The organism is Aeromonas sp. R2-2 (genome assembly GCF_040908355.1).
In the GTDB taxonomy this organism is placed as follows: domain Bacteria; phylum Pseudomonadota; class Gammaproteobacteria; order Enterobacterales; family Aeromonadaceae; genus Aeromonas; species Aeromonas veronii.
In genome coordinates, this window is the sequence record NZ_JBFODQ010000035.1 from 39,008 (window position 1) to 49,854 (window position 10,847).

Sequence of the window (10,847 nt, forward strand, 5' to 3'; positions counted from 1 at the left end):
GCGCTTACATGGCGCCGTCGTAGCCGAGCTGGCGCCAGCTCTCGTAGACGAACACAGACACCGCGTTGGAGAGGTTCATGCTGCGGCTCTGGGGCACCATAGGGATGCGTAGCCGCTGCTCGAATGGCAGGCTCTCGATGATCTCGATGGGCAGGCCGCGACTCTCCGGGCCAAACAGCAGGGCATCGCCAAGGGCATATTGTGCTGCCGAGTGCGCGGTGCGGCCCTTGGTGGTGCAGGCAAACACCCGCTTGGGTGCCACGGCAGCAAGAAAAGCCTCATAGCTTGGCCAGCGCTTCACCTCGGCAAATTCGTGATAGTCGAGTCCCGCCCGCTTTACCCGCTTGTCATCCCACTCAAATCCCAGCGGCTCGATCAGATGGAGCCGGTAACCGGTATTGGCGCAAAGCCGGATGATATTGCCGGTGTTGGGCGGAATTTCCGGCTGGTAGAGGACGATATCGAGCATGACGAGCTCCTGCAAAGAGATGTAAAGCCAAGAAGGGGCGCCAGCATACCCAGCGCCCGTCCGGATGAAAAGGATCAGGCGATGGGCAAGCGGATGGTGATGGTCAGCCCGGTCGGGTGATTGTTGCTGGCCGCAATGGTACCGCCGTGGCGCTGGATCGCCTCCGAGGCGATCGCCAGCCCCAGCCCGGTGCCGCCAGTCTTGGCGTTGCGGGCATCATCGACCCGGAAGAAGGGCTGGAACAGCAGCGCCTGCTGCTCGTCAGGCACCCCGGGGCCGTCATCCCGAATGGTCATCACCCACTCCAGTCCCTCCCGATACCAGTCCACCTTGATGAACTCGCGGGCATATTTGAGGGCGTTGCGCAGGGGGTTCTCCACCGCCCGGGCCAACAGCTCGGGCCACATCTGGATCGACTCTGCGGGCAGTGGCGGCAGTCTGAGCTGTTTGCCGCTCTGGTTTGCCTCGAACATGGCATCTTCGAGGATGGGCTCCAGCAGGTCGGCCAGCGGCTGTACCACCGGTGCCTCCACATGCTGCTGCACCCGCGACAGATCCAGCAGATCGCCGATCAGCTTGTCCAGCCGTCCGATCTCCGATTCGATCCGCGCCAGCTCGGCGCTGTCACCCTGCTTGCGGCGGATCAGCGCCTGCGCCAGTTGCATCCGGGTGAGGGGACTGCGCAGCTCGTGGGAGATATCGGAGAGCAGCTGTTTCTGCTTCTGGATCATGCTCTTGAGCGTCTCCACCATACGGCTGACGTTATCCGCCAGCTGACCGATCTCGTCGCCCCGTCCCAGGTTGGGTATCTGTACCTCCAGATTGCCGGCCGCCAGTTGGGAGACCGACTTCTGCAACTGCAGGATGGGCCGGGTCAGCCGCCAGGCGAGCAGCAGGCAGAGCGGGGTGCTGACCAGCATCGAGATGCCCAGAATGCGGATCGGGTGATCCAGCACCTGAATAAACAGGAACAGGTAGGGATTCTCGGCATTGAGGCCGAAATAGACGTGATAGCGATGACCGTGGTGCTCCATCAGGAAGGGGCCGGCGATCGCCTTGCGATCCTCATTGCCCAGCATGGGATTGGCCGGGTCATCGGCATCCACCATAAAGCGCACCACGAACTTGCGCGGATGGGTGGTGGACTGGATCTGCCCCTTCTTGTCGCGCAGGTAGACGTTGTCCACCGGCAGCATGGCGATCTTGTCCATTGCCTTGGCCAGATCGAAATCCTGATCCGGTTCGGCGGCGTTGAGCAGGGCCTGCACGTTGTTCTGCATCCGCGCGACTTCGTGGGTCGGCAGCGGGATCTGGTTGCGGGGATCCAGGGTCGGCAGGCTGATGACGGCGGCCAGCATCACCAGCAGCATGAACCAGAACCAGAGGAAGATGTGGGTCGAGATCCCGTTGAGGGAGTTGATGCGCTCTATTCTTGCTCTAGCCACAGGTACCCGCGCCCCCGTACGGTTTTGAAGCGGGGCTGGCCATCGGTGCGGTCCGGCAGCTTTTTGCGCAGGTTGCTCAGGTGCATGTCGATGGCCCGATCGAAGGGTTCCAGCTTCTTGCCCAGCACCTGCTCGGAGAGGTGGCTCTTGCTGACGATCTGGCCAGGATTGCGCAGCAGGCACTCCAGCAGGCCGAACTCGGTGGCGGTCAGCTCCAGCAGCTGCTCGCCGCAGCGTGCCTGCTGCAGGCCGGGTTGCAGCACTATGTCCATGAAGCTGACTTCGTCGGAGGAGTTGCCGCGTTGGGGCGGGGCGCTCTGGGTACGGCGCAGGATGGCACGCACTCGGGCCAGCAGCTCCCGATCATCGAATGGCTTGGCCAGATAGTCGTCGGCCCCCGCCTCAAGACCGTTGACCCGATCCTGGCTGTCGCCACGGGCGGTCAGCATCAGTACCGGTGTTTCATGGGTTTTGCGCAGCTTGGCCAGCATGGCGAAGCCGTTGAGTTTGGGCATCATCACATCGAGCAGCACCAGATTGAAGCTCTGCTCTGCCAGTCGTTGCAGCCCCTCTTCACCATCCTCGGCGACCGTGACCTGAAATCCCTCCAGGGTCAGAATTTCGGTGAGCAACTGGGTCAATTCAAGATCGTCGTCGACCAGGAGTATTCTGTTCATCGGGTGTTATTCCGCAGATTTTCGCGCCAAACTGACGCCAGGGTCAGGGTATAATAAGTTTTTCATCGCCAGAGGAAAGCCGGTTTTGAGCCATCAACAATATTCCCGTTGGGTTACCTTTGCCAGCATGGCGGCCGTCACGACCGCCACCCTGCTCATCATCGGCAAACTGATCTCCTGGCTGATGACAGATTCATCAACCTTGCTGGCATCCCTGACTGACTCCTTTATGGATGTGAGCGCCTCCATCATCAACCTGCTGGCCATCCGTTATGCGCTGGCCCCTGCCGATGACGAGCACCGCTTCGGTCACGGCAAGGCCGAGTCGCTGGCCGGACTCATCCAGTCGGCCTTTATCTCGGGTTCCGCTTTGCTGCTGGTGATGCACGGCATCTCGTCGCTGCTCAAGCAGGCACCCATCGAGCGGCTGGAGGCGGGCCTCTGGGTCAGTGGTGGCTCCATCGTGCTGACCCTGCTGCTGGTCAGCTTCCAGAGCTTTGTCATTCGCAAGACCAACAGCGTCGCCATCAAGGCCGACATGCTGCACTACCGCTCTGATCTGCTGCTCAACGCCGGGGTGCTGCTGGCGCTGGTGTTGGCAGGACAGGGGTGGTACTGGGCCGACGGCCTGTTTGCCATCCTGATCGGTCTGTTCCTGCTGTGGGGAGCGTTGCATATTGGTTACGAATCGGTGCAGGCGCTGCTCGATCGTCAGTTGCCAGCCGAAGAACAAGCGAGAATAATGGCCCTCTGCTGCGCCGTCGAAGGGGTTCACGGCGTCCACGATCTGCGCACCCGCCAGTCGGGGCCGACCCGCTTTGTGCAGCTGCACTTGGAGCTGGATGACCAGATCCCTCTGGTCAAGGCCCATCAAATCGCCGATGAAGCCGAGCTGGCCGTGCGCCAGGCTTTCGAGCGAATGGATGTCATTATCCACATGGACCCCATCTCGGTGCTGACAAAAGAACAACAGAGCCCTCACCCTGAACAACAGTAGGCTGCAACATGGATGAACTGGTTGCCAAAACCTGGCACAAAATTCAGCAAGAAGCACAGTGCATGGCGGCCCAGGAGCCGATGCTGGCCAGCTTCTTCCACTCCACCATTCTAAATCACAAGAATCTGCGTTCGGCCCTCAGCTTCCAGCTGGCCAACAAACTCGACAGCGCCACCATGCCCGCCATCGCCCTGCGCGAGGTGATCGAGCTGGCCCTGCGCAGCGAGCCCGAGCTGCTGACGGTAGTGGCGGCTGACATCTGCGCTGTGCAGGAGCGGGATCCTGCGGTCGATCTCTTCTCCACCCCGCTGCTTTATCTCAAGGGGTTCCATGCCCTGCAGGGGTATCGGGTCGCCAACTGGCTGTGGCGTCAGGGGCGCCGCTCGCTGGCCCTTTATCTGCAAAACCAGATCTCGGTGGTGTTCGGGGTGGATGTGCATCCGGCCGCCCGCATCGGCAAGGGGATCATGTTTGACCATGCCACCGGCATAGTGGTGGGCGAGACGGCGGTGATTGAAGATGATGTCTCCATCCTGCAGAGCGTGACCCTCGGTGGTACCGGCAAGGAGAGTGGCGATCGCCATCCCAAGATCCGCGAAGGGGTGATGATAGGGGCGGGCGCCAAGGTGCTCGGCAATATCGAAGTGGGTGTGGGCGCCAAAATTGGCGCGGGCAGTGTGGTGATCAACCCGGTGCCGCCTCATACCACGGTCGCTGGCGTACCCGCCAAGATCGTCGGCCGTCCGGAGTGCGACAAGCCTTCACTGGATATGGATCAGTGTCTCTGATCTCCCGGCCGGAGTAGTCGATGGCCAAACGTTGGTCGGGTTATCTGATTTTGGGGATGTGGCTGCTCAACCTGCTCCATCTCTATCTGGGACTCTCCCCCTGGCCTGCGGCCATTGCGGCCTGGGGGGCATCACTGCTCACCTGGCCCTGGCTGGTGGGGGCCGCCAAGCGGCAGGCGCTGGCCTTGTATGGCGCGGCGCTGTTGCTGCTCTTCTTCTCCTGGTGGCAGGGAGCGACCCTCACCGCCGGTGACTGGCTGCTGCCCAACATCAATATGCTCACCATGTTTGCCGCGGTGAGCACCCTCAACCTTGCCACCTCCGGCTTGCTGACCGGCACCACCTCCTGGACCGGACGCAAGGGGCTGTGGAGCACCATGGCCAGCCTCAATCTGCTGGGGGCGGTCATCAACCTCTCGGTGCTGTTCATCATCGGCGATCGCCTGGAGCGCAATGGCACCCTGGAGCGGCGTCAGGTGATGGTGCTGAGCCGGATCTTCTGTGCCGCTGCCTTCTGGTCACCCTTCTTTGTCGCCATGGCGGTGGCGCTCACCTATGCGCCGGGCTTGCAGCTCTCCCATATTCTGCCGTTTGGAATCCTCGCCGCCTTGCTGGCGATGGGGCTGACTGCCTGGCAGGTGGAGCGGATCGGGGTAGCCGACTTTGCCGGTTATCCGCTGCGGCTGCAGACCCTGGGGTTGCCGGTCACGCTGGCGCTGCTGGTACTGCTCATCAAGCAGGTCTGGCCCCAGCTCGGCATTCTGGCGGTGATCGCGCTGGTGGCCCCGCTGCTGGCGCTGCTCTTTATGCCGAGGGCCGGGCGCAAGGCGGCTCTCAAGCGGCAGGTGGTGGAACGCTTTCCCGCCATCGGCGGTCAGCTGGTGCTGTTTCTGGGGGCCGGTTTGCTGGCGGCAGGCATCAACAGCGCGCTGTCGGTCATCGATCTCGGTGCCGGTCATGGCCTGCCACTGTTCAACCACTTTGGCTGGCTTGAGGCATCCCTCACTCTGCTGCTGATCCTGCTGGTGGCCATCGTCGGGGTGCATCCGCTCATCAGTATCTCCGGGCTGGCGCCGCTGCTCTGGCCGCTGGCGCCGGATCCCAGCCTGCTCGGCATGTGTTTCCTGCTGGGATGGGGGCTTGCCACCGGCACCAGTCCGCTCTCCGGCTCCAATCTGGCGCTGGCCTCCCGCTACAACCTCAGTGCCGGGCTGATCCTGCGCTGGAACCTGCTCTACGGCCTGCTGATGTATGTGGTCGCCTGTCTGTTGCTGGGGGCTTATATCGCCTTGCATGGATAACGGCGGCGCCGTCAGGAGGGGGCAAATGATGCGCGGGTGGCGGGGCTTTTTACACACGGTTCAGTGTGTTGTCGCGGCTCGGGCGCAGGATGCGAGAAAAATAGACGCATATTTAGACAATACATCTATGGAAGGCGCATTTTACAGCGCACTGGCTTGTTTGTGCCGATGCGCTCGGGGTATGCTGGCTTCACGCGCTTGAATCGCCCTCTGTGGGGCATCGCAATTGAACAAACAGGTATGCATATGTCACTAGAAGTCCTTGAGCAACTCGAATCCAAAGTACAATCCGCTGTCGACAACATCTCCCTGCTGAAGATGGAGCTGGACGAGCTGAAAGAGCAGAACAGCAAGCTGCAAGACGAGAACCATCAGCTGCGCAACGAGCACACTGCATGGCAGGAGCGTCTGCGTGCTCTGCTGGGCAAAATGGATCAGATGGGCGAAACCATCTAATTCATCGCCTTCAGGCAGAATTGAAAACGGGCCGCTCCATGAGCGGCCCGTCTGTTTTTGGCAGGGTGAGGATTATAGCGCCAGCAGCTGCTTGACCGTCTTCTCGATGCCGTCCGCCGCTTCGACTATGTTGTTGGCCAGCATGTAGGCGGGGGTGGAGATTACCTTGCGCTCCTGATCCACCACGAATTCGTTGACCGGGCAGTTGAGATGGCTGCCACCCATCGCCTCGATGGCGTTGGCGGTACCCTCGTCATGGCCGATGGTCGCCAGCGTCCCGGCGCCATAGATCAGCGGGATCATGGCGGGCGCGATGCAGATATAGGCGGCCGGTTTGTTGGCGTTGGCAAAGCTCTGGCACGCTTTCAGCACATCGGGCTGGATCTGGCATTCGGCTCCTTTGATAGCGAAGTCGCACAGGTTTTTGGCCGCGCCAAAGCCGCCGGGCACCAGCAGCGCGTCGTAATCGGCCGCATCCAGCTCGGCCACATCCTTTATCTGGCCACGGCAGATGCGGGCCGCTTCGACCAGCACATTGCGGCTCTCTCCCTCGCTCACTTCACCGGTCAGGTGGTTGATGACATGGAGCTGCGCCACGTTCGGGGCGAAGCACTGGACGGCGGCTCCCTGACGGGCCAACGCCAGCAGGCTGATGACGGCCTCGTGGATTTCGGCCCCGTCAAAGACACCGCAGCCACTCAAAATCACGGCCACTTTTTTCATGGCAAACTCCTCGTTGTTGAAAATGTGAGCCAGGATGGATTGTTGTACTTTTGTATGGTTATCGCTCGCCCTCCGCTGGTCAAGTCATCTTGCTGTGCTAGGATTGTTTCGTTTTGGATCCTGCCGTACCTACTCCCTTAAATCTTTTTCCACATTGATCGAGATCATTCTAACTGTCTCGCGATCGGTTTTTACGATCTCAATGCATTGTTTTTAATGGGTTTTTATATTCTTATGCACAGTTTTATCACTGTGCGCTCTGATGCGTCCCATTTTTGAACACAGAGTTATCCACAGATTGAGTCCCTTTATCGGGCGCTGTGTGCTGTTGCTGCGCCCCTTGGTGTGAGGGGGGCCCTGTGGCATCCTAGCGGCTGTTTATCTCTGGCAGGACGATTTCATGGCCCCTAGCAACCCCCTTATTCTGGTCGACGGCTCCTCTTATCTTTACCGCGCCTTCTTCGCCTCCCAGCAGGCCGATCTGCGCACATCGACCGGTTTGCCGAGCGGCGCCGTCCGTGTCATGGCCAACATGATGCGCAGCCTGCGCAAGCAATATCCTGACTGTCATGTGGCCGTGGTGTTTGATGCCAAGGGCAAGACCTTCCGCGACGACATCTATCCCGAATACAAGGCGACCCGCGCCAGCATGCCGGACGATCTGCGCAGCCAGGTTGCCCCGATCCACCAGATGATCAAGGCGATGGGCTTCCCCTTCCTGATGGTGGAAGGGGTTGAAGCCGACGACGTGATCGGCACCCTGGCCCGCCAGGCGACCGAGAAGCAGCTGCCGGTCCTGATCAGCACCGGTGACAAGGACATGGCGCAACTGGTCTCTGACCATGTCACCCTGATCGATACCATGAAAGATGTGAAGACCGATCGGGAAGGGGTGATCGAGAAGTTTGGCGTGCCGCCCGAGCTCATCATCGACTATCTGGCCCTGATTGGTGACAAGGTCGACAACATCCCCGGCATGACCGGCGTCGGCGAGAAGACCGCGCTGGCCCTGCTGCAGGGGATCGGCAGCATCGACGAGATCGCCGCCAACCTCGACAAGGTGGCCGCGCTCGGCTTTCGTGGCTCCAAGGCGTTCGCCGACAAGTTCCGCGAGCAGGAGGAGCAGGTTCGTCTCTCCTATAGACTGGCGACCATCAAGACCGATGTCGAGCTGGAACAGAGTCTGGAAGAGCTGTTGCTCAAGCCGGTCGACAAGGAGTCCCTGCTGGCGGTCTATCGCGAATACGAGCTGCGCAACCTGATCAAGGAGCTGGAATCCGGTAGTGAAGAGGGCAGCGAGAGCGCTGGACAAGAGGAGGCTGGCGATGAGAGCGCCGCTCCGGTTGCCGCCATCGAAACCGACTACCGCTGCATTCTGGACGAAGCCGAGTTTGACGGCTGGCTGGAACAGCTGAAAGCGGCACCGTTGTTTGCCTTCGATACCGAAACCACCAGTCTCGACTATATGGAGGCACGGATTGTTGGCGTCTCCTTCGCGGTTGAGCCGGGCAAGGCTGCTTATGTGCCGTTTGGCCATGACTATCTGGGGGCGCCGGTACAGCTGAGCGAGGCCGTGGTGCTCGGCAAGCTCAAACCGCTGCTGGAAGATCCGACCCGTCTCAAGGTGGGGCAGAACCTCAAGTACGACCGCAACGTGCTGCTCAACCATGACATCGACCTGCAAGGTATCGCCTACGACACCATGCTCGAGTCCTACGTGCTCAACTCCACCGCCAGCCGCCACGACATGGATTCGCTGGCCAAGCGTTACCTCGGGGTCGAGACCACCTCCTTTGAAGATATCGCCGGCAAAGGAGTGAAACAGCTCACCTTCAACCAGATCGAGCTGGAGCAGGCTGCCCCCTATGCGGCGGAAGATGCCGATATCACCCTGCGTCTGCACCAGACCCTGTGGGGTCAGCTGGAGGCCGTGCCGGGTCTCGCCAGGGTATTCAGCGAGATCGAACTGCCCCTGCTGCCAGTGCTGGCGCGGATGGAGTTGCTCGGCACCACTATCGATCCCAAGTTGCTGCACCAGCAGAGCCAGGAGATCGAGCTGCGGTTGGCGGAGCTGGAGAAGCAGGCCCATGAGCTGGCTGGACAGGAGTTTAACCTCTCCTCGCCCAAGCAACTGGGGGAGATCCTCTTCACCAAGCTGGGGCTGCCGATCATCAAAAAGACTCCGAAGGGGGCACCGTCCACCGCAGAAGAGGTGCTGGCCGAGCTGGCGGAGACCTACGAGCTGCCGCAACTGCTGATGGAGCATCGTGGGCTGGCCAAGCTCAAGTCCACCTACACCGACAAGTTGCCGCTGATGATCAAGCCGCAAACCGGGCGGGTACACACCTCCTATCATCAGGCGGTAGCGGCTACGGGCCGTTTGTCATCATCTGATCCCAACCTGCAGAACATCCCGGTGCGCAACGAGCAGGGGCGCCGGATCCGTCAGGCCTTTATTCCGAGCGCCGGTTACAAGCTGGTAGCGGCGGACTACTCCCAGATCGAGCTGCGCATCATGGCGCACCTTTCCGGTGACAAGGGGCTGCTGACCGCCTTTGCCGAGGGCAAGGACATCCACAAGGCGACCGCCGCCGAGGTGTTCGGCGTGGCGCTCGATGCGGTCACCACCGACATGCGCCGCAGCGCCAAGGCGATCAACTTCGGCCTTATCTACGGCATGAGTGCCTTCGGTCTGGCCAAGCAGTTGGGGATTGGCCGCGCCGAAGCGCAGAAGTACATGGATCTCTACTTCGAACGCTACCCGGGCGTGCTGGAGTATATGGAGCGCACCCGTCAGCAGGCGGAAGCCCAGGGATATGTCGAGACCCTGTTTGGTCGTCGCCTCTATCTGCCGGATATCAAGTCCCGCAACGCAGGTCTGCGCAAGGCTGCCGAACGTGCCGCTATCAACGCCCCGATGCAGGGCACGGCCGCCGATATCATCAAGCGCGCCATGATCAACGTGGACAGCTGGATCCGCGGTATCGAGGATGAGTCGATCCGCATGCTGATGCAGGTACACGATGAACTGGTGTTCGAGATCCGCGAAGAGAAGCTGGAGGAGTACACCGCCATCATCAAGGAGAAGATGTCGGCCGCAGCCGAACTGCATGTGCCGCTGCTGGTTGAAGCGGGTACCGGTGACAACTGGGATCAGGCCCACTGATTTCCGGTCAGCCGTTCTGCACGGCTATATAGCTATATAAGAAGCGAAGCCCGGCATGATGCCGGGCTTCCTGTTTCTGCCAGCCCTATCAGGTCTCTTGCAGATACTCATCCTTGAGCAGGACATAGTTGTCCGCCGAGGTCTTGAGGAAGGCGATCTCGGCGGGCTTGAGCGGGCGAGCCTGTTTGACGGGATTACCTATATATAGAAAGCCTGATTCGAGTCGCTTGCCCGGTGGCACCAGCGAACCTGCGCCGATCATCACATCATCTTCAACCACGACGCCATCAAGCAGAATGGCACCCATGCCGACCAGCACCCGGTTGCCGATGGTGCAGCCGTGCAGCATCGCCTTATGGCCGACCGTGACATCCTCACCGATCAGCAGCGGATAGCCGGTCGGGTTGCTGGCGCTCTTGCGAGTCAGGTGCAGCACAGTGCCGTCCTGAATATTGCTGCGGGCGCCGATGCGGATATGGTTAACATCCCCCCGCGCCGCCACCATGGGCCAGATGCTGGCATCATCGGCCAGTTCGATATCGCCCACCAGGGTGGCGCAGGGGTCTACATACACCCGTTTGCCCAGTTGCGGGCGTTTTCCCTTGTAGGGTCTCAGTCGCAAGTCCATCTTGGCCTCCTTGTTTTCGGCCATTCTAGCAATCTGGAACCGGTTTCTGTGGATAAGTTTGTATAAAAGCTGTGGCTGGATATGAATAACTAAAAAAGTGCTGTTTTTTGCAATTTTATTGCAGATAAGGGGTTGCCAGAAAGAATCTGTTCCCTATAATGCGCCTCCATCGACAGGGCAAGCGGCAACGCAAACAA

The 10,847-nt window shown here is 60.5% G+C and carries 10 protein-coding genes; 5 read left to right on the top strand and 5 right to left on the bottom strand.

The features are described from left to right. Positions 1-4: 4 nt before the first annotated feature. The 3 genes from trmL to AB5Z09_RS07000 all read right to left on the bottom strand — a co-directional run bounded on the left by trmL (position 5) and on the right by AB5Z09_RS07000 (position 2,591). A complete protein-coding gene (trmL, locus tag AB5Z09_RS06990) occupies positions 5-469 on the bottom strand; it encodes a tRNA (uridine(34)/cytosine(34)/5-carboxymethylaminomethyluridine(34)-2'-O)-methyltransferase TrmL (protein WP_005339545.1) in 465 nt (154 codons plus the stop codon). A gap of 74 nt (positions 470-543) precedes the next feature. Further along, positions 544-1,914 (bottom strand): ATP-binding protein, encoded by a 1,371-nt coding sequence (locus AB5Z09_RS06995; protein ID WP_368194934.1) that lies wholly within the window; start codon positions 1,912-1,914, stop codon positions 544-546. Beyond that, positions 1,896-2,591, bottom strand: coding sequence for a response regulator (locus AB5Z09_RS07000; RefSeq protein ID WP_368157816.1), 696 nt, complete (start codon positions 2,589-2,591; stop codon positions 1,896-1,898). Before AB5Z09_RS07000 ends, AB5Z09_RS06995 begins: the two co-directional genes overlap by 19 nt. Positions 2,592-2,676: 85 nt before the next feature. Here AB5Z09_RS07000 and AB5Z09_RS07005 point away from each other — a divergent pair, with 85 nt between their 5' ends. The 4 genes from AB5Z09_RS07005 (at position 2,677) to AB5Z09_RS07020 (ending at position 6,133) form a co-directional block, all read left to right on the top strand. Next, positions 2,677-3,588: a cation diffusion facilitator family transporter gene (locus tag AB5Z09_RS07005; RefSeq protein ID WP_368194935.1), complete on the top strand. Its 912-nt coding sequence runs from the start codon at positions 2,677-2,679 to the stop codon at positions 3,586-3,588. A gap of 8 nt (positions 3,589-3,596) precedes the next feature. After that, positions 3,597-4,376 (top strand): serine O-acetyltransferase, encoded by a 780-nt coding sequence (cysE, locus tag AB5Z09_RS07010; protein WP_019446522.1) that lies wholly within the window; start codon positions 3,597-3,599, stop codon positions 4,374-4,376. A 20-nt stretch (positions 4,377-4,396) separates the two neighbouring features. After that, positions 4,397-5,677, top strand: a complete 1,281-nt coding sequence (locus AB5Z09_RS07015) for a hypothetical protein (protein ID WP_368194936.1) — start codon at positions 4,397-4,399, stop codon at positions 5,675-5,677. Positions 5,678-5,923: 246 nt separating this feature from the next. Then, positions 5,924-6,133, top strand: a complete 210-nt coding sequence (locus tag AB5Z09_RS07020; protein WP_005339554.1) for a cell division protein ZapB — start codon at positions 5,924-5,926, stop codon at positions 6,131-6,133. Positions 6,134-6,205: 72 nt separating this feature from the next. On the opposite strand, the gene elbB is transcribed toward AB5Z09_RS07020, so the two are convergent. Next, positions 6,206-6,856, bottom strand: coding sequence for an isoprenoid biosynthesis glyoxalase ElbB (gene elbB / locus AB5Z09_RS07025; RefSeq protein ID WP_005357423.1), 651 nt, complete (start codon positions 6,854-6,856; stop codon positions 6,206-6,208). 400 nt (positions 6,857-7,256) lie between these two features. Here elbB and polA point away from each other — a divergent pair, with 400 nt between their 5' ends. Next, positions 7,257-10,022, top strand: a complete 2,766-nt coding sequence (gene polA, locus AB5Z09_RS07030) for a DNA polymerase I (protein WP_368194937.1) — start codon at positions 7,257-7,259, stop codon at positions 10,020-10,022. Between the two features lie 88 nt (positions 10,023-10,110). On the opposite strand, the gene AB5Z09_RS07035 is transcribed toward polA, so the two are convergent. Continuing rightward, positions 10,111-10,650 carry a gamma carbonic anhydrase family protein gene (locus AB5Z09_RS07035; RefSeq protein ID WP_108541386.1) on the bottom strand — a complete coding sequence of 180 codons (540 nt, stop codon included), beginning with the start codon at positions 10,648-10,650 and terminating at the stop codon, positions 10,111-10,113. Positions 10,651-10,847 lie beyond the last annotated feature (197 nt).

What these genes read in the sequence shown, in the direction of transcription:
- elbB (WP_005357423.1), bottom strand. Translation starts at nt 6,856, where the DNA reads ATGAAAAAAGTGGCCGTGATTTTGAGTGGCTGCGGTGTCTTTGACGGG.
- AB5Z09_RS07020 (WP_005339554.1), top strand. Translation starts at nt 5,924, where the DNA reads ATGTCACTAGAAGTCCTTGAGCAACTCGAATCCAAAGTACAATCCGCT.
- AB5Z09_RS07000 (WP_368157816.1), bottom strand. Translation starts at nt 2,591, where the DNA reads ATGAACAGAATACTCCTGGTCGACGACGATCTTGAATTGACCCAGTTG.
- polA (WP_368194937.1), top strand. Translation starts at nt 7,257, where the DNA reads ATGGCCCCTAGCAACCCCCTTATTCTGGTCGACGGCTCCTCTTATCTT.
- AB5Z09_RS07035 (WP_108541386.1), bottom strand. Translation starts at nt 10,650, where the DNA reads ATGGACTTGCGACTGAGACCCTACAAGGGAAAACGCCCGCAACTGGGC.
- trmL (WP_005339545.1), bottom strand. Translation starts at nt 469, where the DNA reads ATGCTCGATATCGTCCTCTACCAGCCGGAAATTCCGCCCAACACCGGC.
- cysE (WP_019446522.1), top strand. Translation starts at nt 3,597, where the DNA reads ATGGATGAACTGGTTGCCAAAACCTGGCACAAAATTCAGCAAGAAGCA.
- AB5Z09_RS07015 (WP_368194936.1), top strand. Translation starts at nt 4,397, where the DNA reads ATGGCCAAACGTTGGTCGGGTTATCTGATTTTGGGGATGTGGCTGCTC.